At 60.7% G+C, this 26,205-nt stretch carries 24 protein-coding genes; 12 read left to right on the top strand and 12 right to left on the bottom strand.

All coding sequences use genetic code 11. From position 1 onward, the window contains the following. Nucleotides 1–337: 337 nt before the first annotated feature. From Q4577_RS15405 to Q4577_RS15390, 4 genes are all read right to left on the bottom strand, one after another. A complete protein-coding gene (locus tag Q4577_RS15405) occupies nt 338–1,195 on the bottom strand; it encodes a 1-acyl-sn-glycerol-3-phosphate acyltransferase (RefSeq protein WP_303470325.1) in 858 nt (285 codons plus the stop codon). A 236-nt stretch (nt 1,196–1,431) separates the two neighbouring features. Continuing rightward, a complete protein-coding gene (gene pepN, locus Q4577_RS15400; protein WP_303470327.1) occupies nt 1,432–4,056 on the bottom strand; it encodes an aminopeptidase N in 2,625 nt (874 codons plus the stop codon). 176 nt (nt 4,057–4,232) lie between these two features. Continuing rightward, nucleotides 4,233–4,700 (bottom strand): SRPBCC family protein, encoded by a 468-nt coding sequence (locus Q4577_RS15395; RefSeq protein ID WP_303470329.1) that lies wholly within the window; start codon nt 4,698–4,700, stop codon nt 4,233–4,235. Next, a complete protein-coding gene (locus Q4577_RS15390) occupies nt 4,690–5,037 on the bottom strand; it encodes a helix-turn-helix transcriptional regulator (RefSeq protein ID WP_303470331.1) in 348 nt (115 codons plus the stop codon). The genes Q4577_RS15395 and Q4577_RS15390 overlap by 11 nt, the downstream gene beginning before the upstream one ends. 239 nt (nt 5,038–5,276) lie before the next feature. On the opposite strand from Q4577_RS15390, the gene Q4577_RS15385 reads away from it, so the two are divergent. Both Q4577_RS15385 and Q4577_RS15380 read left to right on the top strand, forming a co-directional pair. After that, nucleotides 5,277–7,424, top strand: coding sequence for a malate synthase G (locus Q4577_RS15385; RefSeq protein WP_303470334.1), 2,148 nt, complete (start codon nt 5,277–5,279; stop codon nt 7,422–7,424). Nucleotides 7,425–7,613: 189 nt separating this feature from the next. Further along, nucleotides 7,614–8,390 carry a gamma-glutamyl-gamma-aminobutyrate hydrolase family protein gene (locus Q4577_RS15380; RefSeq protein ID WP_244687553.1) on the top strand — a complete coding sequence of 259 codons (777 nt, stop codon included), beginning with the start codon at nt 7,614–7,616 and terminating at the stop codon, nt 8,388–8,390. 50 nt (nt 8,391–8,440) lie between these two features. Here Q4577_RS15380 and Q4577_RS15375 read toward each other — a convergent pair whose 3' ends face one another. Then, complete coding sequence (locus Q4577_RS15375; protein ID WP_303470336.1) at nt 8,441–8,950, bottom strand: transglycosylase SLT domain-containing protein; 510 nt, start codon at nt 8,948–8,950, stop codon at nt 8,441–8,443. A 407-nt stretch (nt 8,951–9,357) separates the two neighbouring features. Between Q4577_RS15375 and Q4577_RS15370 the strand changes: the two genes are divergently transcribed. The 3 genes from Q4577_RS15370 to Q4577_RS15360 all read left to right on the top strand — a co-directional run bounded on the left by Q4577_RS15370 (nt 9,358) and on the right by Q4577_RS15360 (nt 12,950). After that, nucleotides 9,358–10,698: a hypothetical protein gene (locus Q4577_RS15370; protein ID WP_303470338.1), complete on the top strand. Its 1,341-nt coding sequence runs from the start codon at nt 9,358–9,360 to the stop codon at nt 10,696–10,698. Between the two features lie 119 nt (nt 10,699–10,817). After that, nucleotides 10,818–12,329 (top strand): Asp-tRNA(Asn)/Glu-tRNA(Gln) amidotransferase subunit GatB, encoded by a 1,512-nt coding sequence (gene gatB / locus Q4577_RS15365; RefSeq protein WP_303470340.1) that lies wholly within the window; start codon nt 10,818–10,820, stop codon nt 12,327–12,329. Between the two features lie 159 nt (nt 12,330–12,488). Next, entirely contained in the window at nt 12,489–12,950 is a 462-nt protein-coding gene (locus Q4577_RS15360; RefSeq protein ID WP_303470342.1) for a DUF4177 domain-containing protein, read from the top strand. 83 nt (nt 12,951–13,033) lie between these two features. Here the strand turns inward: Q4577_RS15360 and Q4577_RS15355 are convergent, their stop codons facing one another. Continuing rightward, nucleotides 13,034–13,294 carry a BolA family transcriptional regulator gene (locus Q4577_RS15355; protein WP_303470344.1) on the bottom strand — a complete coding sequence of 87 codons (261 nt, stop codon included), beginning with the start codon at nt 13,292–13,294 and terminating at the stop codon, nt 13,034–13,036. Nucleotides 13,295–13,369: 75 nt separating this feature from the next. Here Q4577_RS15355 and Q4577_RS15350 point away from each other — a divergent pair, with 75 nt between their 5' ends. Then, a complete protein-coding gene (locus Q4577_RS15350; RefSeq protein ID WP_244687567.1) occupies nt 13,370–14,002 on the top strand; it encodes a J domain-containing protein in 633 nt (210 codons plus the stop codon). Between the two features lie 103 nt (nt 14,003–14,105). Here the strand turns inward: Q4577_RS15350 and msrB are convergent, their stop codons facing one another. From msrB to Q4577_RS15330, 4 genes are all read right to left on the bottom strand, one after another. After that, nucleotides 14,106–14,591: a peptide-methionine (R)-S-oxide reductase MsrB gene (gene msrB, locus Q4577_RS15345; protein WP_303470348.1), complete on the bottom strand. Its 486-nt coding sequence runs from the start codon at nt 14,589–14,591 to the stop codon at nt 14,106–14,108. Between the two features lie 153 nt (nt 14,592–14,744). Further along, entirely contained in the window at nt 14,745–15,314 is a 570-nt protein-coding gene (locus Q4577_RS15340; RefSeq protein ID WP_244687571.1) for a fasciclin domain-containing protein, read from the bottom strand. Nucleotides 15,315–15,412: 98 nt separating this feature from the next. After that, a complete protein-coding gene (locus Q4577_RS15335) occupies nt 15,413–16,105 on the bottom strand; it encodes an anti-sigma factor (RefSeq protein WP_303470351.1) in 693 nt (230 codons plus the stop codon). After that, complete coding sequence (locus tag Q4577_RS15330; protein WP_336623649.1) at nt 16,105–16,653, bottom strand: sigma-70 family RNA polymerase sigma factor; 549 nt, start codon at nt 16,651–16,653, stop codon at nt 16,105–16,107. The genes Q4577_RS15335 and Q4577_RS15330 overlap by 1 nt, the downstream gene beginning before the upstream one ends. A 170-nt stretch (nt 16,654–16,823) precedes the next feature. On the opposite strand from Q4577_RS15330, the gene cobS reads away from it, so the two are divergent. From cobS to Q4577_RS15300, 6 genes are all read left to right on the top strand, one after another. Further along, nucleotides 16,824–17,810, top strand: coding sequence for a cobaltochelatase subunit CobS (gene cobS / locus Q4577_RS15325; protein ID WP_244687576.1), 987 nt, complete (start codon nt 16,824–16,826; stop codon nt 17,808–17,810). 175 nt (nt 17,811–17,985) lie between these two features. Beyond that, on the top strand, nt 17,986–18,375 hold the full coding sequence (locus Q4577_RS15320; RefSeq protein ID WP_303470354.1) for a hypothetical protein: 390 nt from the start codon (nt 17,986–17,988) through the stop codon (nt 18,373–18,375). Between the two features lie 102 nt (nt 18,376–18,477). Then, nucleotides 18,478–18,879 carry a hypothetical protein gene (locus Q4577_RS15315; protein WP_303470357.1) on the top strand — a complete coding sequence of 134 codons (402 nt, stop codon included), beginning with the start codon at nt 18,478–18,480 and terminating at the stop codon, nt 18,877–18,879. A gap of 103 nt (nt 18,880–18,982) precedes the next feature. Next, the gene (gene cobT / locus Q4577_RS15310) at nt 18,983–20,857 is read left to right on the top strand and encodes a cobaltochelatase subunit CobT (RefSeq protein ID WP_303470359.1); all 1,875 of its coding nucleotides are present in this window, start codon (nt 18,983–18,985) and stop codon (nt 20,855–20,857) included. A gap of 103 nt (nt 20,858–20,960) precedes the next feature. After that, the gene (locus Q4577_RS15305; RefSeq protein ID WP_303470361.1) at nt 20,961–22,739 is read left to right on the top strand and encodes an aminopeptidase P family protein; all 1,779 of its coding nucleotides are present in this window, start codon (nt 20,961–20,963) and stop codon (nt 22,737–22,739) included. Nucleotides 22,740–22,797: 58 nt separating this feature from the next. Further along, the gene (locus Q4577_RS15300; RefSeq protein ID WP_244687585.1) at nt 22,798–23,136 is read left to right on the top strand and encodes a DUF427 domain-containing protein; all 339 of its coding nucleotides are present in this window, start codon (nt 22,798–22,800) and stop codon (nt 23,134–23,136) included. Between the two features lie 32 nt (nt 23,137–23,168). Here Q4577_RS15300 and Q4577_RS15295 read toward each other — a convergent pair whose 3' ends face one another. Together Q4577_RS15295 and Q4577_RS15290 are read right to left on the bottom strand one after the other, a co-directional pair. Further along, nucleotides 23,169–24,506 (bottom strand): MBL fold metallo-hydrolase, encoded by a 1,338-nt coding sequence (locus tag Q4577_RS15295; RefSeq protein ID WP_303470363.1) that lies wholly within the window; start codon nt 24,504–24,506, stop codon nt 23,169–23,171. 31 nt (nt 24,507–24,537) lie between these two features. Next, the gene (locus Q4577_RS15290; protein ID WP_303470560.1) at nt 24,538–26,181 is read right to left on the bottom strand and encodes a chloride channel protein; all 1,644 of its coding nucleotides are present in this window, start codon (nt 26,179–26,181) and stop codon (nt 24,538–24,540) included. Nucleotides 26,182–26,205 lie beyond the last annotated feature (24 nt).

Here is a 26,205-nt window from a genome sequence, read left to right as displayed (position 1 = left end):
CAATTGCTTCGCAGACTCCGGCGTCATGGCGACACGCGCCTCACCCTCAAATAATTCCCTCGGCGTCCCGATTTTCACGTTTGCGTTTCCTTCGTCGGTTACGTCATTGCAATGCGCACTAACGTTTGCGCAAGATTATTTCAACGCATCTCTACAGCTGCGTTCGAAAAATTGGCGGAGATTCCCCCAGGTCACTTGGTAAATGCAGCGCTGCGGCATGTCCATTGCGGCACGGCAATAACATCACAGGGCGTTTGCGGACTAATTCTCGTCTCGGTTATTTCATGTTTCCCATGCGGGAAACAACAGCGGTTTGGCATATGCCGCGTCTGAGTGTTCAAGGAAACGCCGGTTTGCGCACCAGGGGCAAGGCCCTTTCATAATCGCTTTGCCCCCCCGCCAGCGACAGACAGGCGTCGCGCAGCATCGCAATGCCGTGCTCTGGTCGGGCGGGAATATCCGCCGCTGCAATCGGCGCGCCGACATGAATGCGGAACCGTTGATCGGCCTTGTTAAGTGTCTCGTGAAACAGCGTAATATCGCGCAGTGTCGGGTGAATGGCGTCAAACAGATAGAACAGCGCCGAATTGCGTGCCTCCATCCGGATCGGGATCACCGGCAGGTCGAACTTGCGCGCAATCGTCACCGAAGACGACATCCAGGGCCGTTCATACAGGCGAAAACCCCGCCGTTTGGCCAGGCGACCGGACGGAAATATCACCCCAAGACGCCCGGCTTCGACCGCTTTGCGAGTATAGGCCATCGTCGCGCGGGTCTTTGCGTGACTGCGTTTTTCCAGCCGCCATTCGACCGGGGCAATCATATCCTCCATCTGGGGCAACACCCGCAAAATGTCCTGATTGGCAAAAAAGTAAGTATCCGAGCGCCGAGTCGCCAGAATCCTGTGCAACACGATTCCATCGGCAATTCCCGTCGGGTGATTTGCCACGATAAGCGCCGCACCGCTGGCGGGCAGATTGTCCAACCCGGTGACCTCGACCTTTTTCGCCAAAAGCCGACCAACATGATCCATGATCTGCTCTGACGGCAGATCGGCCATTTTGGTGGCCAGGGCCACGGTCGCGTCATAGCTGAGCAGCCGGTCCAAAAGAGGACGGGCCAGTCGGGCCGCGATACGGTCCTCAAACAGCCAATTTGCGCGTTCTTGAATCAGCGGGTCAATGCGGTCTCTCATTCCCGCTAGTCGCCACATGATCAGCAACAGGATTATGACACTGACACCAAAAACTTGGCGCCAGTGCGAGGGATGGGCGGGGGATGGGCGGAAACCCGGCGCAACCTTGCCCGCATTCCCCAAAAAGCGGCCAAGATCCGCCGACAGGTACAGCAAAGATGGGTGCGCCAAAGTGGACCGGTCAAGGCCGCCCCGATTGCGGCGGCCCTGTCGAAGTGATGCGCCCGAGCCGGGTGTTACGCCGGCGCAAGCATGCGGGTCACCATTTCGGTTGTATCGCGGCTCAACCCTTTGGTCGCGGCGATCCGTTCCAATGCCGCGCGCGCATGGGCCTGGTGCGCATCATCATACCGCCGCCATGTCTGGAACAGCGCACACATCCGCGCCGTGGTCTGCGGATTGCGGGCATCCAGTTCAATCAGTTTGTCCGCCATCAGCGCATACCCCCGGCCCGATCCATGGTGGAACCCGGCATGGTTCATGCCCAAGGCCCCCATCACCGCCCGGAAGCGGTTGGGATTGGTCAGGGTGAAATCGGCATGTTCGCTCAGCGCGCTGGCAACATCCGCGGCCTTGTCCGGGGCGGCATGGGCGACCTGAAGACCAAACCATTTGTCCATCACCAGGCGGTCATTGCGCCATTGATCGTAAAACGCCTGCAACTCTGCCTCGCCCTTGCCCGCAATCAACAGGCTGGACAGCGCCGAAAGCTGCAATGTCATATTGTCGGCGCGACCATATTGTTCGCCCGCCTGGGCCCCGCCATCAATCCGGCTGAGCAGCCCCAGAACGGCGCTCGCCAGATCACGTTTGCCGACCTGGGCAAAATCGGGACTATACGGCGCATCCACCTGATTTTCTGCATAGATCACGGGCAGCAGATCCTGCAAATGCTCGGCCAGCCGCAGTTTCAGCGCCTCATGCGCCTGGTAAATCGCCTCTGGGTCCGGCGTGATGCCCTGATCATGGACCGCCTGCGCAATCTCGGACTGGCCGGGCAAGGTCATGATCTGCGCACGCAACGACGGGTCAAGATCCCGGTCGCGCAGCACCGCCTTGATCCCGTCGAGGAAGTCGGAATCCGGCTGTTTGTCCCCCGTCACCATATCCAGAAGCGTCGCGCGGCTCAGATTTCGCCCCGCCTCCCATCGGTTGAACGGGTCGGTGTCATGCGCCAGAAGAAAGGCGTTTTCGGCGTTGGGCAGCACGCGATCAAGGATCACCGGCGCGGAAAAATCCCGCAGGATCGAGGGCACCGGTTTGGCCGCCAGACCGTCAAAAGAGAAGACCTGCTCCGCTTCGGTCATTTCCAGAACCTGCGTTTCGCGCACCTCGTCGCCGTTTGCCCCCAAAAGACCGACGGCAATCGGAATGACCTGCGGCAGCTTGGTCGCCTGCCCCGGTGTCGGGCGGGTGTCCTGACGGAAGGTCAGCGTATAGGTGCCTGTGCCGCTCTGGTCCAGATCCGGGGCCAGATCCGGGGCTTGATCCGGGGTCTCACCGGGCGTTCCGGCTTCGGTCCAGGCTTCGGTCACGGTCAACCGCGGTGTGCCCGATTGCGAATACCATCGCTTGAACTGCGACAGATCCCGCCCGGTGGTGTCTTCAAAGACCTTCAACCAGTCCTCGATGGTACAGGCCTCGCCGTCATGCCGGTCGAAATAGAGGTCCACTGCCTTGTAATAGGCCGCATCCCCTACCAGACGCTTCAACATGCCGATCACCTCGGCCCCTTTTTCATAGACCGTGGCGGTATAGAAGTTGTTGATCTCCTGAAAGCTTTCCGGGCGCACCGGGTGCGACAGCGGGCCGTTGTCTTCAGGGAACTGGCGGGCGCGCAGATCCTTTGCGTCGTCGATCCGCTTGACCGGCGCAGAGCGCATGTCAGACGTGAACTGCGCATCGCGGAACACCGTCAGCCCCTCTTTCAGGCAAAGCTGAAACCAATCGCGACAGGTGATGCGGTTGCCGGTCCAGTTGTGGAAATACTCATGGGCGATGATCGCTTCGATGCGCTCGAAGTTCATGTCGGTCGCGGTTTCCGGGCTGGCCAGAACGGCGGAGGAGTTAAAGACGTTCAGCCCCTTGTTCTCCATCGCGCCCATGTTGAAATCATCGACCGCCACAATATTGAAGATGTCGAGATCATATTCGCGACCATAGACATCCTCGTCCCATTTCATCGACTTTTTCAACGCCTCCATGCCGAAGGCGCATTTGTTGATGTCATCAGCGCGCACCCAGATGTTCAGTTCGACCTCGCGACCATTCATGGTGGTGAAATGGTCCGGGTGGTTGACCAAATCGCCCGCAACCAGCGCAAAAAGATAGGCCGGCTTGGGCCAGGGATCATGCCATTCGGCAAAACCCGCGCCGGACGCACCCTTGTTGCCATTGGACAGCATCACCGGCACATCACCTTCGACCCGGACGGTAAAGACCGACATCACGTCGGGCCGGTCGGGGTAGAAGGTGATCTTGCGAAAGCCCTCGGCCTCGCATTGGGTGCAATACATGCCGCCCGACATATACAGACCTTCAAGCGCGGTGTTGTTGCCGGGGTCAATCTCGACCTCGGCCTCCCAGGTGAACGGCCCATCCGGCACGGGACAGGTCAGCCCCTTGTCCGTCACTTCCGGCGAAACGGCGGTGCCATTGATCCCTGCGGAAATCAACTTCAGCTCCTCGCCATGCAGGAAAAATGTCCGGTCCGTCGCATCCGGGTTGGGCACAAACCGGATCTTCGACAGCACGCGGGTGGCATGCGGCGCCAGACGAAACGTCAGATCGACGCTTTCGACCGTGAAACCGAAGGGGGTGTAATCTTTGAGGTAGATGGTTGTGGGGGATGCGTCGTTCATCGGATGCCTGTTGCCTGGGGGGTTTCCTCAGCAACCTAGGGCGTCGTCACGCCCGCCACAACCAGCGGCGCTCAATCGGTTTCGACAAATGCCGCCAATTTGCCAAGCGTCTGATCCCCCACGGCTTCGGGGTCGCGTTAGGCCCGCCCGCCCCCAATCAAGCGGCGCGGATCCCTCTATTTCAATCCCTGGGCATAGGTGACCAATTGATCCACCACCGTGCCCCAGCCGTCATAAAAGCCCATGCTCTCATGCACACGCGCCTTTTCCGGATTTCGGTGCCGGGCGGTGGCGGTATAGATCGTGCCGCCATCCGAGGACGCCGCAAGATCAAGGATCGCGGTCATGAACGGGTCCGGCGCAGGTTTCCAGCCTTCGGAATAGCCATCGGTGAACACCAATCGCCGTTCGGGGACAATTTCCAGAAACACGCCAGTGTTGGCCATTTCATTGCCCTCGACCTCAAATCTGGTGTTGAACCGCCCGCCAACCCGCAAATCAATCTCGCATCCCGTGACCCTGTGCGGACGTGGCACAAAGAAGTGTTTGATATGTTCGGGCGTGGTCCAACATTCCCAGATCAGCGCCACAGGCACCGGCAGGGTCCGGGTGAAGGTCAGGTCGGTATCGGGGTCAAGGATCATTCTCGCGTTCCTCCATAAGGGTCAAAACATAATCGTCAAAACGATCCAGCCGCCCGGCCAAGACCGCGCGCTGCGCCTCCAGCCAATGAAGCGCCGGGGTGATCGCCGCGCCCTGCATTTCGCAGATCCGGCTGCGGCCCTCTTTGTTGGTCGCAATCAATCCGGCGCTTTCCAGCCGGGTGATATGCGCCATGAAGGACGGCAGCGCCATGTCGTGATGGCCATGCAATTCACCCACGCTGGCCGGCCCCCGTGCAAGCCGGGTCAGGATATCGCGCCGGGTCGGTTCGCCCAGCGCGGTGAACAGCGCATCGAGGGATGGATCATACTTAGCCATATCCCTAAGTATTGCCCTCCTTTCCGCGCACGTCAAGAAAACTTAGCAACTCCCCTAACCTTCTGGACACCGCTCATTCCCGGGTAACATCAGCCGAATACAACTGCATTCTTCGCAAAAACCGAAAGGTGCATCTCTCTGCCGCCTGTGCCACGCCGCTTGCCCGCCTGCCCGCAATTGGCTTAGGAAAGTGGTATACCATCGCGCACGGTCACGGCACCGTATCAAAGGGGACAACCATGACGACAAGAGTGGACCGGGCCGGATTGGCCGTGGACAAGATTCTGGCAGATTTCATCGAGGCACAGGCCCTGCCCGGCACCGGGATTGATGCGGACAGCTTCTGGACCGGCCTGTCGGCGCTGGCGCATGATCTGGGCCCGAAAAACCGTGCCCTGCTGGACAAACGTGCCGATCTTCAGGGCCAGATCGACGCCTGGCACAAAGGCCGGGCCAACCAGCCGCATGATGCCAAAGCGTACAAGGCGTTTCTGGAACAGATCGGCTATCTCCTGCCCGAGGGCGAGGCATTTGAAATCGACACCACCAACGTTGATCCCGAAATCGCGCTGGTCCCCGGCCCGCAGCTGGTGGTGCCAATCACCAATGCCCGCTTTGCGCTGAATGCTGCAAATGCGCGCTGGGGCTCGCTTTATGATGCTTTTTACGGCACCGACGCCATGGGCGCGCTGCCGCCCAAAGGTGGATACGACAAAGGTCACGGCGCACGGGTTGTCGCCCGCGCGCGGGTGTTTCTGGATCAGGCGTTCCCGATCACGGGTGCCAGCCATGCGGATGCGCGGCGTTATCATGTGCAGGATGGCGCGTTGTTGGTCGATGACCTGCCCCTGGCGGACCCGTCGAAATTCGCCGGCTATCGCGGCCACCCGCAAGCGCCGGATGCCGTTTTGCTGTGCAATCATGGTCTGCATGTCGAAATGGTATTTGACCGCACCCACATGATCGGGGCCCGCGATCAGGCCGGTCTGGCCGATGTGGTGATCGAAAGCGCAATGTCGGCGATCATGGATTGCGAAGACAGCGTTGCCTGTGTGGATGGCGAAGACAAGGTCACGGCCTATGCCAATTGGCTAGGCCTGATGCGCGGCGACCTGGAGGCGCGTTTTCAGAAAGGCGGCAAGACACATACCCGCAAGCTGAACGAAGACCGGACCTATACCGCGCCGGACGGATCGGATCTGACGATCAAGGGCCGCGCCCTGCTTTGGGTGCGCAACGTCGGCCATCTGATGACCAACCCCGCAATTCTGACCCGCGACGGCAATGAGATCTATGAAGGTCTGATGGATGCCATGATCACCGTGCTGATTGCCAAACATGATCTGGCGCGCGACAGCGGCAATTCGGTGCATGGCTCGGTCTATATCGTAAAACCCAAGATGCACGGCCCCGAAGAAGTGGCCTTTGCCAATGAAATCTTTGGCCGGGTCGAACAGGCGCTGGATCTGCCGGCCAATACCGTCAAGATCGGCATCATGGACGAGGAACGCCGCACCACGGTGAACCTCAAGGAATGCATCCGCGCGGCAAAATCACGGGTCGCCTTCATCAACACCGGCTTTCTGGATCGCACTGGCGATGAAATCCACACCTCGATGGAGGCCGGGCCGTTTTCGCGCAAGGATTTCATCAAGCGCAAGGGCTGGATCGGCGGTTACGAAAACCAGAACGTCGATGTCGGGTTGGAATGCGGGCTGCAAGGCAAGGCGCAGATCGGCAAAGGCATGTGGGCGATGCCCGATGCCATGGCGGCGATGCTGGAGGCCAAGATCGAACACCCGAAATCCGGGGCAAACTGCGCCTGGGTGCCCTCGCCCACGGCGGCAACATTGCATGCGCTGCATTACCATGCGGTCGATGTGATGGCGGTTCAGAACAAGCTGAAGGCCGGCGGCCGTCGCGGCTTTGTCGAAACCATTCTGGACATTCCTCTGGCCAGCTACCGGATGTGGGGCGAGGATCAGATCGCGCGCGAAGTGGAAAACAACGCCCAGGGCATTCTGGGCTATGTGGTGCGCTGGATTGATCAGGGCGTCGGCTGTTCCAAGGTGCCGGACATCAATGATGTCGCATTGATGGAGGACCGCGCCACCTGTCGCATCTCTGCCCAGCATATCGCCAACTGGCTGCACCATGGCATCGTCAGCGAGGCCCAGGTCCGCGCCGCGATGGAGAAGATGGCCGCCGTGGTCGATGGCCAGAACGCAGGCGATCCGGCCTATACCGCGATGGCACCGGGGTTCGACGGCATCGCCTATCGGGCGGCCTGTGATCTGGTGTTCCTGGGGCGCGAACAACCCTCGGGCTATACCGAACCGGTGCTGCACGCCCGCCGGCTTGAGCTGAAGGCCGCGCAACAGGGTTAAGTCCCGAACCTGTCGTCGTTTGACCGGAACGTCGTCGTTTGACCGGAATAGAGAGATGCGCATTTTTTGCGCATCTCTTTTTTGCTTTTGGCCAAAGCACAGAAATGCACAGCCGCTCTGCGATCGGGGCCGTTGTCAATGCCGCCAGACGCGCCTTATATTGACGTGAAACCCGCAAAGAGGACGCAAATGGCCCGCCCCATCGTCGGCATTATCAGCAACCAGCATCTGATCAACGATCAATATCCCGCCCATGCCGGTGGGACGATGAATTCCGAGGCGATTGCGCGGGTGTCCGATTGCATCCCGCTGCTGATCCCCGCGGATCCGACGCTGGTTTCGGTGGCCGAATTGATGGAAACCTGTGACGGCTTTCTGCTGACCGGCGGACGGCCCAATGTCCATCCGGCAGAATATGGCGAGGACGCGACCGAGGCGCATGGCGCTTTTGACCGGGCGCGCGATGCAATCACCCTGCCCCTGGTACGGGCCTGCGTCGAGCGCGGGCAGCCCTTCCTTGGGATTTGTCGCGGTTATCAGGAAGTGGCGGTTGCCATGGGCAGCACCCTGCACCCTGAAATTCGCGATATTCCGGGCCGGATGAACCACCGCATGCCGCCCGATGGCACCATGGAAGAAAAATTTGCCCTGCGCCATGTGGTGCGATTTACCCAGGATGGCCGGTTTCACCGTCTGATGGGCGCGCAGGAGGTGATGACAAATACCTTGCATGGTCAGGGTGTGATGCAGGCTGGAAAGCGGTTTGTGATTGATGGCCGCGCGCCGGATGACACGCCCGAGGCCGCCTATATCGCTGATGCGCCGGGCTTTACGCTGTCGGTGCAATGGCATCCCGAATGGGATGCGGCGAATGATCCGGTCTCGCGCCCGCTGTTTACCGCCTTTGGCGATGCGGTGCGCGCCTGGGCCACCGGGCAACGCAGCCCGCAACTCGCCAGCGTTTGAAATTCGGCGACCGAAATTCAGTGTCTGAAACCCGCTAAGGTCGGTCCTGCCTAGGGCTGGGTCTGCGGCGGCCATGGTGCCGGGCGCAGCCGGGGCCGGGTCACACCGATGGGCACGCAGTAGCTTTGCTGACGCAGCCATTGGGACATATCCCGCCGTTTCGCAGCCGAGCGCATCGGCCCCCAATCCGCCGCCACACCGCGCCAGCGGCTGTCGCGGATGGAAATCGCCTGATCACGGGTCACCGTGCGGGCCATGATCCGCAACGCACAGGATAGATTGGCCGCACCATCGGTCAGCGCCGCGCCACTGCGCGCGCGACAGCCGAAATGTTGCGCCGTGCCGGGCAGAATCTGCAACAGACCATACCACCGCCCGCCACCGCCCACCGCATCCGGGCGATAGGTGCTTTCGTGTTTCGCCAAAGCCGAGGCAAACCCGGCCCAGAATGCGGCACGTCGTTCGGGGGAATTGTCGCGATAGGCCGGGCACCATTCGGCAATATCGCGGGGCACCACATCGACCAGTGGGCTGGCATGGCCCCGGAGCGCGCTCAGCATGCTGGCCGTCCAGGCCGCCGATTCGGGACGGGACCGCCAGCGCGTTGCCGGCAAAACCATTTTTCGGATCTTCGGGCGCGGGCTGGTCTTTGGCGCGCGCGCACTTGCCCCAACAGTCACATTTGCTGCCGTATTCGGGGTGGAAACCGGCGCTTCGGGTGGCCGTGTCACCGCATCAGACTGGCTCAGCGCAATTTGTGGCAGCGGAAAAAGTACCAGAAACATGCTGAGACCAAGGCGAAATCGCCGAAATTTGCCCGAACCGGGCCGTTTCGACAAACCTTTGCCGCAAATCCCATGGGAACACACTGTTTCTGCCATTCTCTTTCGCCAAACCGCCACGGCAATGCCCCAAATACCCGCCAAGTTGACCCAACCACTAAGTCCAACCAGAGAAACTTATCCAGATGTTCGCATTGCTGAAACCCATTTCCAAACACGTCGGCGCTGTTTTGCAGCGTTCGACCGGCGCGACGCCCTGTGCAACATCCGCGAAATCCACCGCCCGGACGTCAGGCTCTGCTCGGTCTGGCCTCGGCAGCTCCTCTGGCTTTGGGCAGAAAAAGACCGGCGCAGCCGCCCCCGACGCGCAGCGGACATTGGCCGTTTCGCCGGATCTTCTGGCGCAACTGGGTCGCCCCTTGCAGACCCAAAGCGCCGAGCGCGACATCTGTCAGTCGCTGTTCAACCGCGGGCGCAATCTGGCGCGTCAGGAAGATTGGGCCGGGCTGGCAAATCTGATCGCCGCCAATGACCGCGCCCGCGCCACCACCCCATCCGGGGCCCCGATCAGTGAAATTCTGGCGGTTGGCGCACGGTCTGACCTGAGCCGGGCCTTGCTCAGCGTGTCCGAAGCCGGGGCATTGTCCCCCAATCACCCCATGCTGGCCGGGCTGGAGGCCCTGGACCACAGCCTGGGCGAACACCGTGACACCGCCACCTGCGCGGCGCTTCTGGCCCTGGCCCATATGGATGCCGGTTGGGCCTGGTACAAACAGGGCTGGCAACGCGGCCGGCCCGAACAACATGTCGCCGCCTTTCAACAATCCTTCTCGCGCGCGGCGCAAAATCTCGCGCCCTTCTCCCCCGCAATGGAAGATTCGCCTTTTCTGGCCTCTGCCCGCTGCGGCCTTTTGGCCGGAATTGCCGATGCAGATCGCCGGGTCAGCAAGGATTTTCGCGCCCTGATCGCCCTTGCGCCGCAAATGCCCGGACATATGCGGGCCTATGGTCTGCACCTTTTGCCGCGCTGGTTCGGCAGCTATGCCAAGCTGGAGGTCGAGGCCCGCCAAATCGCCGCCCAGACCCAGCCGAAATGGGGGGCGGGCGGCTATTCCTGGGTCTATATGGACGCCTTGTTGCAGGATCCGGCGACCTTTGCCTTTCTTGACATCGACTTCTTTCTCGAAGGTCTGACCGACATTCATCAGGCCACAGGATGCCAGCATATGACCAACCTGCTGGCCGCCTATCTGTCACATATGCTGCTGCAAAGTGGCACCGCCGGACCGGACAGCAGCCAGCGCCGCGCCCTGACCCGCCATCGCGACCAGTTGATCCGTGACGAGATGACCGAAACCCATTCCTGGGTCTGGTCCATATTGGACACCGGGTATGGCACCCCCGGCGCGGACCATCTGACGCAGACCACAGCCGATGCCGGGCTGGGTCAGGCCTGGGCCGCGATCAGCACCGCCCTGTCCCGCGACCTGCGCCGTCTGCATTCCGGTGCGCAACCCGCGCAATAGGTCCACAACTTTCCCCACTGCCGGGCGCATAATGGGCCTGTCTTGCCCCTTGCCCCGCTTTTGTCCCTGCCCTAGAACCCAGATGTTCTTACCAGACGTTCCAACCGCAGGAGACAGGGATGCTTGACCTGACATATGACGCACCGAAGCCCAAGGTTATTGCCGGGGCCAAGCATGACTGGGAACTGGTGATCGGCATGGAGGTCCATGCCCAGATCTCGTCCAACGCCAAGCTGTTCTCTGGCGCATCAACGCAATTCGGGGCCGAACCAAACGCCAATGTGGCCTTTGTTGACGCGGCGATGCCCGGCATGTTGCCGGTGATCAACGAATATTGCGTTGAACAGGCGGTACGCACCGGTTTGGGCCTGAAGGCGGAAATCAACCTGAAGTCGGCCTTTGACCGCAAGAATTACTTCTACCCGGATCTGCCGCAGGGCTATCAGATCTCGCAGCTGTATGAACCGCTGGTGGGTGAAGGCGAGGTTCTGGTGGAATTGGGCGACGGCACTGCGCGGCTGGTGCGGATCGAACGCATCCACATGGAACAGGACGCCGGCAAATCCATCCACGACATGGACCCCAACATGTCCTTTGTCGATCTCAACCGCACCGGTGTGGCGCTGATGGAAATCGTCAGCCGCCCCGACATTCGTGGCCCCGAAGAGGCCGCCGCCTATGTCGTCAAGCTGCGCCAGATCCTGCAATATCTGGGCACCTGTGACGGCAACATGCAAAACGGCAGCATGCGCGCCGATGTCAACGTGTCCGTCTGTCTGCCCGGCCAATACGAGAAATATCAGGCGACGCAGGATTTCAGCCACCTCGGTACCCGTTGCGAGATCAAGAACATGAACTCGATGCGGTTCATTCAGGCCGCGATCGACTTTGAGGCCAAGCGCCAGATTGCCCTGCTGGAAAGTGGCGGCACCGTGGATCAGGAAACCCGGCTTTATGATGCGGACAAGGGTGAAACCCGGTCGATGCGGTCCAAGGAAGAGGCGCATGATTACCGCTACTTCCCCGATCCCGATCTGCTGCCGCTGGAAATCGAACAGGGCTGGGTTGATGACATTGCGGCCACCCTGCCGGAACTGCCGGACGCCAAAAAAGCACGGTTCATCAAGGACTTTGGCCTGTCCGACTATGACGCCAGCGTGTTGACCGCCGAAACCGTATCCGCGAACTATTTTGAAAAAGTGGCGGATGGCCGCGATGGCAAGATGGCCGCGAATTGGGTGATCAATGAATTGTTTGGCCGCCTGAAAAAGGATGACCGCGATCTGGCGGATTGCCCGGTCACGCCGGACCAATTGGGCGGCATCATCACCCTGATCCAAAAGGGTGACATCAGCGGCAAGATCGCCAAGGATCTGTTCGAAATCGTCTATACCGAGGGCGGTGACCCGGCCGAGATCGTCGAAGCCCGTGGCATGAAGCAGGTGACCGACACCGGCGCAATCGAGGCCGCCGTGGATGAGGTGATCGCCGCCAACCCCGCTCAGGTGGAAAAGGCACGTGCCAATCCGAAGCTGGCAGGCTGGTTTGTGGGTCAGGTGATGAAAGCCACCGGCGGCAAGGCCAACCCCAAGGCCGTGAACGAAATCGTGGCCGCCAAACTGGCGCAGTAACAGGCGTTACGTCAAAACGCCCATTCCTTGGACTTTGCACATTGGTGCATGGTCCGGGGACCAAATTCCGTGATCGGAATTTGCAAAAATCCCTGAAGATTTTTGTCCAGCGCTGTGGCGATGTTGCGCTTTAACGGCATTTATGATTTTGGACCCGACATGACGACATATGAGTACAAGGTGGTGCCGGCCCCTGACCGGGGGCGCAAGGCACGGGGTGTAAAAGGTGCAGATGGGCGGTTTGCCCATGCGCTGGAAGATGCATTGAACGAACTTGCGGCCGAAGGTTGGGAATATCAGCGCGCCGAGACCCTGCCCAGCGAGGAACGTCAGGGCCTCTCGGGCAAGGCCACGGTTTTCCGCAATGTTCTGGTGTTTCGCCGCGCGCGGGACGCCGATCTGGCGGATTTTGAACCCCGGCTTCTGGACCCACCCCAGGATACGCCACCGCAGGAGCTGCCAAAAGACATCCCCGTTCTGGATGCCGCGCGCATTCTGGCCGAAGAGAAAACGCCAGAGACCGCAGCGCAGCCGGACACGCCAGAGCCCAGCAGCCCGCCCGCCCTTGATGCCGTGGCCCCCGGCGACGCGACGCGCCCCGAAGGTCCGGCCAAAGACTGATCCGATTTTGGGCCCGTCTTTGGCCCCGGTTTTGGACCTGTCTTTGGCCCCGGCTTTGGTGTTGCGCCCCTAAGGGTCAGGATCTAGGGCACATCGAGGTCCAGCGTCAGCGCATGGATCGCGCCGACAAGCTCTGGCCCCAAGGCAGAGTGCACCGCGCGATGCCGGGCGATACGCGACTGCCCCTCAAAGGCGGCACTGCGCAGCCGGACCCGAAAATGGCTCTGGCCACCCTCTTGGTAACCGGCGTGCCCACGATGCGCCTCGCTTTCGTCTTCAACACTCAATTCGACCGGCGCAAAGACCGTATCAAGGCGTTGGCGGATTTCTTCTGAACGTTTCATGAAATTTTTCCGGGCCCCTTCCCTCTGGTCCTCAATGGTCTAAACTGCCACGTCCGAGTCGAAAAGGTGCGCGCTATGAGTAAATCAGACCCATTCGGATTCGATATGTCCGTATCATCCGCCAAGAAGAAAAATCCACGTGGTCGGCGTGGTATGTCCGGGGCATCCGAGACCTCGCAGCGGGTCTGCGATCTTGATGGCTGCGAAGAGCGCGGGCTCTATCGCGCGCCCAAGGCGCCCGATGTGCTGGATGATTATTTCTGGTTCTGCAAGGAACACATTCGCGAATATAACGCGCGGTGGAGCTTCTTTGAGGGCAAGACAGAAGCCGAGATGAATGCGCAGGAAACATCCGACAAGGTGTGGGAGCGCAAGACCAAGGATTTCCGCGACCCCGAGGCCAAGGCCTGGGCGCGGCTGGGCATTGAAGACCCGCATCAGGTTCTGGGTGAAAATGCCACCCGCAATCCCGGACGCAATCCCAGTACCCCAAGTCGGCGTTTGCCGCCCACCGAACGGCGTGCGATCGAAATTCTTGAGGCCCGTGAAAGCTGGACCAAGGTTCAGATCCGCAAATCCTACAAGGCGCTGATCAAGGTGCTGCACCCCGACATGAACGGCGGGGACCGGTCGCAGGAAGAACAGCTGAACGAAGTGATGTGGGCCTGGGAACAGGTCAAGGACAGCCGGAACTTCGCTGACAAGTGATCTGCGCCGATCCAGGTGAATGGGGGCTCTGCCCCCGTCGCCAAGGCGACCCCCCCGGGATATTTTTGAACAGAAGAAGCCTTGGGGTGATCCGCCCCCGGGGCTAGGCCGCGCGGAATTTCAGGGAGACGCCATTCAGACAATGGCGCATGCCGGTTGGTTTCGGGCCATCGTCGAAGATATGCCCCAGATGCGACCCGCAGCGGCGGCAATGACATTCCGTCCGGGTGGCAAACAGCGACCGGTCTTCTTTTGTGCCAATTGCATCGGGCAGAGATTGCCAGAAGCTGGGCCAGCCGGTGCCGCTGTCGAATTTGTGGGCTGAGGCATAGATTTCCAGGTCGCAGCCACGGCACAGGTAGGTGCCTTTGGTTTTCTGGTCATGCAACGGCGAGGAAAAGGCGCGTTCGGTGTCTTCCTGACGCATCACGGCATATTGCGCATCGCTAAGCATTGCGCGCCATTCCGCATCGGTGCGGGTGATTTCGAAGCTGCCTGTCGCGGCTTGCAAGGCAAGGGGCGATCCGCCGACAGCCAATGTGGCGGTCGCGGCGGAGGCGGTCAGAAATCGGCGTCTTGAGAATGTCATGTCGGGCTCCTCTGACAGATTGTGGCGGTGTTTGGCTGGGGCGGGCCAGTATTTATGTCCCGCCCCGGCACAGATGCGCCGAGGCGGGCATTGAATCGCGTTATCCGGGTGTGTGTGCGCGGCGCGATCCAATGTTTCGGCAACCAGCGTGATTTACATCGCAGGCAGCAGAACCGTGTCGATCACATGGATCACGCCATTGGATTGTTTGACGTCGGCGATTGTCACCTTGGCCATGCGGCCGCGTTCGTCTTCCAGCGTGATTTCATCACCGGAATAGGTCGCCTGCAGCGTGCAGCCGCCCACCGTTGGCACCGGATGTTTGCCGTTGTCGTCGTCGATCATACCTTTGATCGCCATCGACATCGCATCGGCCGACACCACATGGCAGGTCAGGATCTTGGTCAGCTGATCCTTGTTTTCCGGCTTCAGCAGGGTTTCCACGGTCCCGCCAGCCAATTTGTCGAATGCGGCATTGGTCGGGGCAAAGACCGTGAACGGGCCTTCGCCCATCAATGTGTCGACCAGACCGGCCGCCTTGACTGCGGCGACAAGCGTGGTGTGATCCGCAGAGTTCACCGCGTTTTCGACGATGTTCTTGTCCGCGAACATGGCCGCGCCGCCCACCATTGGATTGCCGGTTTCCGCATGGCTTTCGGCGAAAGCAAAGGTGGTGGTCACAGCAAGGGCCACGGCGGTCAGAGTGGTTTTGGCGAAAGTCATGGTAACTCCTGTCAGTCTTGCGAGGCCGTTGTGGCCACGCTCAGGAGTAGAGACGCAGGCGGTGGCGCAAAAGTTTCGCGCCACCGATCACAAAGACATCACGTCGCCGTGATGACCCCGGTGGCCAGCACCGCGCCAGTGGGCAGGCCGGTGGGTGAGCCGCCGGCGGGCTCGTCCGAAATCGCCAGAACAGCGCCATCCAGCGCGCCCCGCAGCGGATCGGGCACCGCAAGGGCCACAACAACGCCGGGGCTGAGCAGACCCAGCGACACCGGTGCATTGTCGCCCTGGATCAACCAAAGCTCGCGCGCACGGCCATCCTCCGGGAAGGCTCCGATCAATTCCGCCGTCAATGCGCCGCTGTCTGCATCAAGCTCGATCCGGGCCACATTTTCAGCGGCCTCTGTGGTCAGCGCAGCCGTATAGGGCGCGCTGTCCGGTTCCAGCCAGCCAAATTGCACCACGGCCAGCGCCAGGCCAGCGGCCAAAGCGCCGCCCAAAACCGCCTGCCCCAGTCCAAGCCCCGCCCCAAGACGTCGCCACAGCGGTTTGCGCGCACCGAACAATCGGGTTTCAACCGAGGTCCAGATCCCGTCCGGCGCAGGCACCGGGTCGAGATCGGCGGCCAGATCGGCAAAATGCTCTGTCCAGGTGTCGAAGAGATCGCGCAATGCCGGTTCCCGCACCATCCGCCGGGCCACGTCGCGCGCGGCATCCTCGGACAACAGGCCAAGCACGTATTCCGCTGCAAGAACGGAATCGCTATCGGGTATGTCGGTTGCGTCACTCATTAACTCAGACAAGCCTTCAAAGATTGCAGACTGCGGCGCAGCCAGGTTCGCATGGTATTAAGCGGCACCGCAAACTGCGCTGCCAATTCAGCATAGCTGGCCCCTTCAAGATAGGCCAACCGGACCGCCGCTGATTTTTCGGCGGCCAGTTCGTCAAGGCAGGCTTCGATCCGGGCGCGCTCGCCCTTTTGGGCAAGCTGCTCGGCCGGGCCGGGGTCAGGCGATTCCAGACGGTCGATCAGGCTTTCGTCGCCATCGGCCCGCCCTTCTCCGGCGCGATTGCGCCGCAACACGTCAATGGCATGGTTGCGCGCCACGGTGATCAGCCAGGTCATCGGCCGCACGCGACCGGGTTGATAGGCCTCGGCGCGCTGCCAGATCTTGACATAGACCTCCTGCAACGCGTCCTCTGCCTGTGCCCTGTCCCGTAAGATACGCAGGCAGAGTCCAAAAAGTTTCGCGGATGTTGCAGAATAAAGTGCGGAAAATGCTTTGCGGTCGGCCATGGAGACCCGCGCCAACAAATCATCAAGGTCCTGCGTCGTCACGGTGATGCCCCCGGTGTCTGATTGAGCCTGACGATAGAGCGCGATGCGGTGGTGGCAAGGCCCGTTTCGAAACCAACCCGGCAATTCTGGTCCCTGCTCTTGCCACTGCTGCGAATATGGTGCACGAACCGTGACGCAAAACACGAGTTGAGACCGAAAAGGACGCGGCCATGGCGGACGGCACGATGGACCCAAATATGAGACCCTCTGAAGAGATCTCGGTGCGCGATGTGTTCGGCATCGACACTGACATGATGGTCAAGGGCTTTGCCGAGCGCAGCGATCGCGTGCCGGATGTGGACCAGACCTACAAGTTTGATCCCGATACCACATTGGCGATCCTGGCCGGGTTTTCCCACAATCGCCGGGTGATGATCCAAGGCTATCACGGCACGGGCAAATCGACCCACATCGAACAGGTCGCCGCGCGGTTGAACTGGCCTGCGGTGCGCGTCAACCTCGACAGCCACATTTCCCGGATCGACCTGATCGGCAAGGATGCGATCAAGTTGAAGGACGGCGTGCAGGTCACCGAGTTTCAGGAAGGTATCCTGCCCTGGGCGCTGCGCAACCCGACCGCGATTGTGTTTGACGAATATGATGCCGGCCGTGCCGATGTGATGTTCGTGATCCAACGCGTGCTGGAGGTTGACGGCAAGCTGACGCTGCTTGACCAGAACCAGGTGATCAACCCGCACCCCTATTTCCGGATCTTTGCCACGTCCAACACCGTGGGTCTCGGCGATACCACCGGGCTGTACCACGGGACGCAACAGATCAACCAAGGCCAGATGGACCGCTGGTCGCTGGTGGCGACGCTGAACTATCTGTCGATTGATGCGGAATGCGCGATCATTCTGGCGAAATGCCCGCATTACAATACCGAAAAAGGCCGCAAGACCGTCAAACAGATGGTCACTGTGGCGGACCTTTCGCGCACGGCCTTCATGAACGGGGATCTTTCGACGGTGATGTCGCCGCGTACGGTGATTGCCTGGGCGCAAAACGCCGAGATCTTCCGCAATGTCGGCTATGCCTTTCGGGTGTCGTTCCTCAACAAATGTGACGAGCTGGAACGCCAGACCGTGGCGGAATTCTATCAGCGCTGTTTTGACGAGGAACTGCCAGAGAGCGCCGCGAGCCTCGCATTGGGCTGACCGCTCTTTGGGGCCCTTGCGGGCCCGCATCGCGAAGACAGCCCGCAAGGGACTGAATGAGCAGCGCCCAATGGGCGCTGTTTCTGCATGTGCAGCCGTGCTGAAACCACAACAACGGCAAAAGTTTTCATAACGCCCAATTCTTGACGCATTAATCTTGTGATATGCTCCAATTATGAGCGGTTTGAGAACTTTAATCAGTTTCGTTGCGCTGGTGGTGACCTCAACCTCTCTGCCAGCGCAGCCGACAACGGCGCCAGATCCGGCCCATCTGTTTGCGACCTGTACCGGGCGGTTGTCGGCCTGGATGGAACATCAGTGGATGTTTGACGGGCCAGGATCAGAGCACACAGCACGCCAGCGGGACCAGATGATCGGGCTGCTTGGTGCGGTCACCCCGCCCGGCAAAGGGCGCGAAATCCTGCATCTCAGGGTAGATGCCAAAATGGCCCTCGCCAGTCTGCTGACCCGCGCCACATTTTCCGACGATACCCGCGAAGCCCGACGGGCCAGTAAAATGGTTCAGATCAGGCTTTCGGAATGCACCGGTTTGTTGCTGAGTTGATGTGCTGAAATTCCGGGCACCGCCGCCCTATGCGGCCTTCCCCAACCAATTCGTATATACTTTGTATTGACCTGAACTATACCATTGTCATAAATTCGTTACATGGTACGGAAGCTTCGCCCTCTTGCGGCGGCGGCTCTTCTGAATGCGATGACCCTGTCCGCCGCCTTTGCATCTCCGCCCCCTGCGGGCGACAGAGCAGAGGCGTTTGCGGTCTGCGCCGGCAGGCTCTGGGCGCTGTCGGTGCAACAGGCGGCGGTGGGCGATCCCGCGCATGAAACCACCCGGCGCATGCGGTCCGATTTCGATATGCTGTTGGATGCGGTGATTGGTGACGCGGAAAACAACCGACAGGCACAGCGATGGCGCACCGATGGTTGGGTGCAAATGGCCCATCTTCTGGCGCGGCACCAATATGGCGACACCGCGCGGCGGCGTGACATGGCAGCGGCGCGCATGGCGTCCCGCATCAACACCTGCCGTCGCATGATCCTTGGCGGGTAGCTGAACGCAGAAATTGCAGTCAGGAAAACGCATCCGCTCTCTGGCCATTGCCCGCCTGCATCACTAGGGTGACGCCGTTGAAAACCACTTCCGCAGGCATTCCATGGCGCAGACCGACAACCCCGCAGATCCGTTCAAGAAAGCCCTGGCCGAAGCCACCAAGGTGATGGCGGACGATCCTGAATTGACCGTCAGCTATTCGGTGGACCCGTCCGGGGTGTCCGGCGATGCCATGCGCCTGCCCCAGGTCAGCCGCAGGATGAGCCGCGACGAGGTTCTGTTGGCGCGTGGCACAGCCGATGCGCTGGCCTTGAAACACAAATATCACGACGCCAAGACCCACGCGCGTTATGCCCCCCCCGGCGACATCGCCCGCGATCTGTACGAGTCGATGGAAACCGCCCGCTGCGAGGCCGTCGGCGCACGCGACATGCCCGGCACCGCCGGCAATATCGACGCCAAGATCAACGCCGATGCGCTGAAACGCGGCTATGACCAGATCAGCAAAGCCTCGGATGCGCCATTGCCAGTGGCGGCGGGCTATCTGATCCGGCATCTGGCAACGGGCCGTGATCTGCCACCGGCGGCGGCCAATGTCATGGATCTGTGGCGCGGCTTCATCGAAGATCAGGCCGGTGGCCAGATGGAGGATCTTCAAGAATTGCTGGCCGATCAGAGCCAGTTTGCCAAATTTGCCCGGCGGATCATTCAGGATCTCGGCTATGGCGATCAGCTGGGCGAAGACCCGGATGATCTCGACGACGAGTCCGAAGATCAGGCCGAGGACAGCCAGGACGAGGATCAAGATCCGGATTCGACCGGTCAGGACGACGAACAGGACGATCAGGCCGAGGCCAACCCGGAACAAGGCCAGGAAGAACAACAAGACCCAAGCGAAGCCCAGGTCACCATGGATGACATGGCCGATCAGGAAAGCGGCGAGGAAACCGAACTCCCCGAAGGCGAGGCGCCGCTGGAGCCGCCCGCGCCCGCGCCGGTTTCGGATGCCGACCCGGATTACACGGTCTTTGCCACCGAGTACGACGAAGAAATCGCCGCCGAAGATCTGGCCGATCCCGCAGAACTGGAACGGTTGCGCGACTATCTGGACCAACAATTGGAACCTTTGAAGGGCGCGGTGTCGCGTCTGGCCAACAAGTTGCAGCGCCGTTTGCAGGCGCAGCAAAACCGATCCTGGGAATTTGACCTGGAAGAAGGCATTCTGGATGCCGGACGTCTGGCGCGGGTGGTGGCCAATCCGACCACGCCCCTGTCGTTCAAGGTCGAAAAAGACACCGAATTCCGCGATACCGTGGTGACATTGCTGTTGGACAATTCCGGCTCGATGCGGGGGCGGCCGATTTCCATTGCCGCGATCTGTGCCGATGTTCTGGCCCGGACGCTGGAACGGTGCTCGGTCAAGGTCGAGATCCTCGGCTTTACCACACGCGCCTGGAAAGGCGGGCTTTCGCGGGAAAAATGGCTGGGCGAAGGCCGGATACAGCAGCCCGGACGGCTGAACGATCTGCGCCACATCATCTATAAACGCGCCGATGCGCCCTGGCGCCGGGCGCGGCCCAATCTGGGGCTGATGATGAAAGAAGGCCTGTTGAAGGAAAACATCGACGGCGAGGCGCTGGAATGGGCGCACCGCCGCATGGTGGGCCGGCCCGAAGCACGCAAGATCCTGATGGTGATTTCCGATGGCGCGCCGGTCGATGACAGCACTCTGTCGGTCAATCCGGCGAATTTTCTGGAAAAACACCTGCGCGACGTGATTGCCATGGTGGAACGGCGGCGGGCGGTGGAACTGCTGGCGATTGGGATCGGCCATGATGTGACGCGCTATTACGACCGCGCAGTGACCATCACCGATGTGGAACAATTGGCGGGGGCCATGACCGAGCAATTGGCGGCCTTGTTTGACACAGACCCACGTGCACGCGCGCGGGTGATGGGGATGCGCAAGACCGGATAGGCCGAAAGCTGGGTGTTGCGGGCGATCAGAAGGGGGCCAGCCCCCTCGGCCTGCGGCCTCACCCCCGGGATATTTTTGAACAGAAGAAGGACGGGCCTGCGATATGTTTCAGACCTTCGACGTCACTGCACGACCCGAGCAAGGGCCGCCACGACTGGCACAATTGCGCGCGGAGATGGCGCGGCACGGCGTGGCCGGTTTCATTGTGCCGAAAGCAGATGTGCACCAGGGCGAATATGTTGCGCCACGCGATGACCGGCTGGCCTGGTTAACCGGATTTACCGGATCGGCGGGCTTTGCAGTGGTGTTGGACGATCAGGCCGGGGTGTTTGTCGATGGACGCTACCGGGTGCAGGTCAAATCCCAGGTGGCAGAGGATTTTACGCCGGTGGATTGGCCCGAGGTGCAATTGGCGGATTGGGTCAGGCCGCGGCTGTCGGAGGGCGATCTGGGGTTTGATCCCTGGTTGCACAGCCTGCGGCAATACCGTGATCTGGAACGTGGGCTGAACGGTTCGGGGATTGTGCTGACCCGCTGTGGCAATCTGATTGACACCATCTGGGAAGATCAGCCTGCGCCACCGATGGAGCCGGTTCATCTGCATCCCGACGCCTTGGCCGGACGTACATCGGCCGAAAAACGTGCCGAGCTGGCCGCCGCGTTGAAGACGCTGGGGGCCGCGGTTGCGGTCATCACCTTGCCGGATTCGCTCTGCTGGTTGCTCAATATCCGCGGCACCGACATTCCGCGCAATCCGGTGGCCCATGGCTTTGCCTTGGTGCATGTCGATGGCACGGTTGATCTGTTCATGGCAGCGGCCAAGCTGGGGGATGTCGATCTGGGGCCGGATGTGCGCCAGCATGCACCGGATGGTTTTTCGGCGGCTTTGGCCAAGCTGGATGGGCCGGTTCTGGTGGATCCTGAAACTGTGCCGTTGGCGGTGGTTGATGCGATCACGGCCGAGGTGGTCGAGGGCCGCGATCCATGTGTTTTGCCGAAAGCCTGCAAAACCGAAGCCGAGTTGGACGGCATGCGCGCCGCGCATCTGCGGGACGGCGTCGCCATGTGCGAGTTCCTCGCCTGGCTGAACGATGAAGCGCCGGGGGATCTGACGGAAATTGATGTGGTGACCGTGCTGGAGGGATTTCGGCGCGAGAGCAATCAGCTGCGCGATATTTCCTTTGAGACGATCAGCGGCTCTGGCCCGAATGGCGCGATTGTGCATTACCGGGTGAACGAGGAAACCAACCGCAAGCTGGCGGATGGGGAATTGTTGCTGGTGGACAGTGGTGGGCAATATGCCGATGGCACCACCGACATCACCCGCACCATGGCCGTTGGCACCCCCCCGCCCGAGGCCGTGGCGGCCTTTACCCGGGTATTGCGGGGCATGATCGCCATGTCCTGTGCGCGCTGGCCCAAGGGGCTGGCGGGGCGGGATCTGGATGTTCTGGCGCGGATGCCGCTTTGGCAGGCCGGACAGGATTACGGCCATGGCACCGGGCATGGGGTTGGGGCCTATCTGTCGGTGCATGAAGGTCCGGCGCGGCTAGCCCGCACCGGCACCGAGCCGCTGTTGGCGGGCATGGTCCTGTCGAATGAACCGGGGTTTTACCGCGAGGGCGCTTTTGGCATCCGGATCGAGAACCTTTTGACGGTGCGCGCGGCCCCGGCCCTGCCCGGGGGCACGGTTGACGAGATGCTGGAATGGGAAACCCTAACCTTTGTCCCGATTGACCGGCGCCTGATAGCGCCCGACATGTTAACCGCAGATGAGCGGCGCTGGTTGAATGAATATCATGCGACATGTCGTCAATTGCTGCGCGACAGACTGGGCAATCGGGCCGCACTGTGGTTGGATGCCGCAACTGCAGAAATCTGACATCAAACGGTTACATGCCACGGGGCATGTACAAGGACGTGTCGTGGGGAGATAGAAAATGACAATCAGGATCGTAAAAGCCGAGGGCAATTGGGTTGTCCGTGCAGGTGGCGCCGTATTGGGTGAAAGCAGCAATGCATTGGAACTGATCGAAGATGGCCACAAGCCGGTGATCTATTTCCCGCGTGGCGATATTGCGATGGCCTTTCTTGACGCGTCGGACAAGAAAACCACCTGCCCGCACAAAGGCGAAGCCAGCTATTTCTCGATTGATGCCAAAAACCGGACGCTTCAGGATGTGGTCTGGAGCTATGAAGATCCCAAACCCGAAGTCGCAGAGATCAAAGGGTATCTGGCGTTTCAACCGGGCGCATATCTTCAGGTCGAAGAGGTCTGAGGTCAAACCCGCAAGCAAGGGCCGGGGCGGATCTAGGCCGCCCCACCCCGCAATTTCTTGCCCGCCGCATAGAGCCGGCCAAGCGTGACCGCAATCAACCGGGGTTCGAATATCAGCCCCAGGCCAAAGCGGATCGACAGGTTGTTCAGGGTTTCGATCGAAATTGATTTCGCTGCGCGGGAAAATCCGCCCGCCTGCATTTCCTCAAGACAGCCATTCACCGTCAGCGTGTCAAAACCAAACGTATTCTGGAACAGAAACCAGAGCGATTCTGAATGCATTTTCAGATGTGGCGCGGCGGTCGTTTCTTCGAATCGTCCGTTGGGGACATCAATTTCATACCGTTTCCCCAGATCATCGCATTCGATGACCACCGGCTGAAACAGCCGGATCGGGCTGTATTTTTGCGCCAGACGCATGGCCGTGACGCTGTTGTTGCGATGAACGCGATCAATGAATTTGGCGAACACGGCCTCAAGCTCGGCTGGGGTTTTGCTGGTGAATTCCATCAAGGGGCCGGTAACCGCCCGATCCCGCGCCGCATTCCAGAACGCCACCGCATCGCGGGTCATCCCGTCGCTGACCTCGCCCCGGAACACATCACCGGGTTTCATCACCTGAATGTCGAAATCCGCATCGCCAAAGCGGTCCAGCACATCCTGCGGCCCGTTTGCAGCATCGTTCAGATAGACATTGCGGGTATTGGCAAAGGCCACGTAACTGGCAAAGGGGATGACGACGCGGGGGTTCAACAGCTCTGCCTGGACCGCGATATTGTCGAGCTTGGCCTGGGCCGCCTCTTGCCGCCAGGCGGTGTTGTCCGGCCCGCCCTTCCATGCAGCATAGGAAAACTGGGTCAGCAGCACGTCACATGGCCCCGCCTGCGACAGGATCTGACGCGCGCGTTTCGGGTTGTCGATGTGGCAATCATTGAGGTTCAAAATGTGATGCGTCGCGGTTTTGATCGACACAAGTGAATCGTACCAATCATCCTTGAGGCACATCAATTGCATCCCGCCGATGTCATAGGCGCGGCCAAAGGTCATTTCACACAGGTCGATCCCCTGGCCGCGAATGAATTCGGCCACCCGCTGATCGCCAATTTTCTGAAACCAGATGGCAATGCCGCGCGCGCGCAGCTTGGCCCCATGGGTCTTGAAGAATGCGATCGAGAAATGATCGGGGTGTTCGTGGCTAAGCCAGATATGTGTCACCCGGTCCAGCAGCGCGTCAACCGCCGCATCCGGGGTTTCGACCAGAAGCTGCCAGCCCTTGTGAAAGGCCGGGCCGGAATACCAGGGGTCGGTCAGTAGCGCGACCTCGCCCTCGGTGATCAGGATTGAGGCGTGATTGATAAACTCGATCTGCATGGTCATTCCTTTGTTCCGACGCGCCTGTCAGTCAGCTGTGTTCTTCTTCTGCCGTCGCCGCCAAAGCCCGGTTATAGGCCTTGAGCGCATCAACGTGAAACAATGCCCCCCGCAATTCCGGTGGCTGGCCCTCGCCGCGTAATGCGACGACGGGTACAAACGTCAAACCCGATGTGTCAAACATCGGCATCGCGGTTTCCAGGGTGGCATTCGCGTTCAGATACACCCCCTCTTCGACCAGTTTCCAACAGGCATCCTCGGACGCGGCGGTCTCGGCGTCCCAGGGGCGCATCACCTGACTGACCCGAAACATCGCCAGCAAATAGGCCTGTGGCCCAGCGGCCAGATGCACACCGCGCCGCTCCAGCTGGGTCAGGAAGAACGACCGATCCACCAATCGCGATGACACCGCCGTTGAAATCGACACTGTCACCATCACCGCCAATCCGGTCTGCCAGTCGCCGGTCAGTTCGAACACGATCAACGTGGTCGAAATCGGCGCGCCCAGCACCGCCGCCGCAACCGCGCCCATCCCCGCCAAGGCATACAGCGTGAAGGCGCCGGAATGGTTGGGAAACAGGCCGGTCGCGATCAGACCAAAGGCCAACCCGGTCAACGCCCCCACCATCAAGGCCGGCGAAAACACCCCGCCGCCCATCCGCCCCGCCATGGTGATGGCCACGGCCAGCACCTTGAGCATGGCATAAACAATGGCTTGCCACAAAAGAAGTTGCCCGGTCAGCGCCAGCGAAGTCGTCTCGTATCCGACGCCAATGATATGCGGGAAAAAGATCGCCATCGCGCCCAACAGCGCCCCCGCCAACATCGGGCGAATCCAATAGGGCATGCCAATGCGGCTTTGGATCCGGCTTTCCAGATCATCGGCCCAGAATATGGCCCGGATCATCACCACAGCCACCAGCCCACACACCATCCCAAGGATCAAAAATGCCGGCAGTTCGAGATAGAATTCCAGGGCCGTGGTGCCGGGAAGCGTAAATTCGGTCACATCACCAAAGGCCAGCCGGTTGATCACCGTGCCCGCCGCGCTGGCCACCACAATGGGCGCAAAGGAATGCAGCGCAAAATGGCGCAGCACCACCTCAAGCGCGAACAGCGCCCCGGCAATCGGCGCATTGAAGCTGGCCGAAACCGCCGCCGCCACAGCACAGCCCAGCAGATCACGCCCGGTGATACCATCCGCATGCAACACATTGGATACCCAGCTGGAAATCATCGCCGCAATATGCACAACCGGGCCTTCCCGCCCGGTCGATCCGCCGGTGGACAGGGTGATCAAGGAAGAGGCCGCCGAGGCCAGCCCCTCTTTGCGTTCGACCCGCCCGTCGTGAAGTGCGGCGCCTTCGATCACATCCGCCACCGACCGGACCCGGCCATCGGTCGTGAACAGATACAGGATGACCCCCACCGCAATGCCGCCGCCCATCGGAATGATCAACGCCCAGAACCAATCCAGCGTACCGGCAAAACTGTGCAATTGGCTCAGATCTTCGGTGCCGTAAACACTGGCCTGCAACCAATCAATTGCGCGGCGAAACAGCAGCGCCGCAAAACCCGCCCCAATGCCAATCAGCAATGCGATGAACCAGAATTGCACCTGACTGGGCCCGCGATGTCGCAGCAATTGCCACCCACGGGCAAAGACATTGGCCATTTCACGAATCTGGCGTCGGGCAAG

The sequence above is a fragment of the Marinovum sp. 2_MG-2023 genome, from assembly GCF_030548265.1.
In the GTDB taxonomy this organism is placed as follows: Bacteria; Pseudomonadota; Alphaproteobacteria; order Rhodobacterales; family Rhodobacteraceae; genus Marinovum.
The sequence above is the reverse complement of the archived record's forward strand: the minus strand, read 5'-3'. Positions and strand labels throughout refer to the sequence as shown.

Coding starts and splice junctions, on each gene's coding strand:
- Q4577_RS15290 (WP_303470560.1), bottom strand. CDS start 26,181: ATGGCCAATGTCTTTGCCCGTGGGTGGCAATTGCTGCGACATCGCGGG.
- Q4577_RS15375 (WP_303470336.1), bottom strand. CDS start 8,950: ATGCTGAGCGCGCTCCGGGGCCATGCCAGCCCACTGGTCGATGTGGTG.
- Q4577_RS15395 (WP_303470329.1), bottom strand. CDS start 4,700: ATGATCCTTGACCCCGATACCGACCTGACCTTCACCCGGACCCTGCCG.
- Q4577_RS15335 (WP_303470351.1), bottom strand. CDS start 16,105: ATGAGTGACGCAACCGACATACCCGATAGCGATTCCGTTCTTGCAGCG.
- cobS (WP_244687576.1), top strand. CDS start 16,824: ATGGCGGACGGCACGATGGACCCAAATATGAGACCCTCTGAAGAGATC.
- Q4577_RS15340 (WP_244687571.1), bottom strand. CDS start 15,314: ATGACTTTCGCCAAAACCACTCTGACCGCCGTGGCCCTTGCTGTGACC.
- Q4577_RS15355 (WP_303470344.1), bottom strand. CDS start 13,294: ATGAAACGTTCAGAAGAAATCCGCCAACGCCTTGATACGGTCTTTGCG.
- Q4577_RS15320 (WP_303470354.1), top strand. CDS start 17,986: ATGAGCGGTTTGAGAACTTTAATCAGTTTCGTTGCGCTGGTGGTGACC.
- cobT (WP_303470359.1), top strand. CDS start 18,983: ATGGCGCAGACCGACAACCCCGCAGATCCGTTCAAGAAAGCCCTGGCC.
- Q4577_RS15405 (WP_303470325.1), bottom strand. CDS start 1,195: ATGAGAGACCGCATTGACCCGCTGATTCAAGAACGCGCAAATTGGCTG.
- Q4577_RS15305 (WP_303470361.1), top strand. CDS start 20,961: ATGTTTCAGACCTTCGACGTCACTGCACGACCCGAGCAAGGGCCGCCA.
- pepN (WP_303470327.1), bottom strand. CDS start 4,056: ATGAACGACGCATCCCCCACAACCATCTACCTCAAAGATTACACCCCC.
- Q4577_RS15300 (WP_244687585.1), top strand. CDS start 22,798: ATGACAATCAGGATCGTAAAAGCCGAGGGCAATTGGGTTGTCCGTGCA.
- Q4577_RS15390 (WP_303470331.1), bottom strand. CDS start 5,037: ATGGCTAAGTATGATCCATCCCTCGATGCGCTGTTCACCGCGCTGGGC.
- Q4577_RS15350 (WP_244687567.1), top strand. CDS start 13,370: ATGAGTAAATCAGACCCATTCGGATTCGATATGTCCGTATCATCCGCC.
- msrB (WP_303470348.1), bottom strand. CDS start 14,591: ATGACATTCTCAAGACGCCGATTTCTGACCGCCTCCGCCGCGACCGCC.
- Q4577_RS15360 (WP_303470342.1), top strand. CDS start 12,489: ATGACGACATATGAGTACAAGGTGGTGCCGGCCCCTGACCGGGGGCGC.
- Q4577_RS15315 (WP_303470357.1), top strand. CDS start 18,478: ATGGTACGGAAGCTTCGCCCTCTTGCGGCGGCGGCTCTTCTGAATGCG.
- Q4577_RS15295 (WP_303470363.1), bottom strand. CDS start 24,506: ATGCAGATCGAGTTTATCAATCACGCCTCAATCCTGATCACCGAGGGC.
- Q4577_RS15385 (WP_303470334.1), top strand. CDS start 5,277: ATGACGACAAGAGTGGACCGGGCCGGATTGGCCGTGGACAAGATTCTG.
- gatB (WP_303470340.1), top strand. CDS start 10,818: ATGCTTGACCTGACATATGACGCACCGAAGCCCAAGGTTATTGCCGGG.
- Q4577_RS15380 (WP_244687553.1), top strand. CDS start 7,614: ATGGCCCGCCCCATCGTCGGCATTATCAGCAACCAGCATCTGATCAAC.
- Q4577_RS15370 (WP_303470338.1), top strand. CDS start 9,358: ATGTTCGCATTGCTGAAACCCATTTCCAAACACGTCGGCGCTGTTTTG.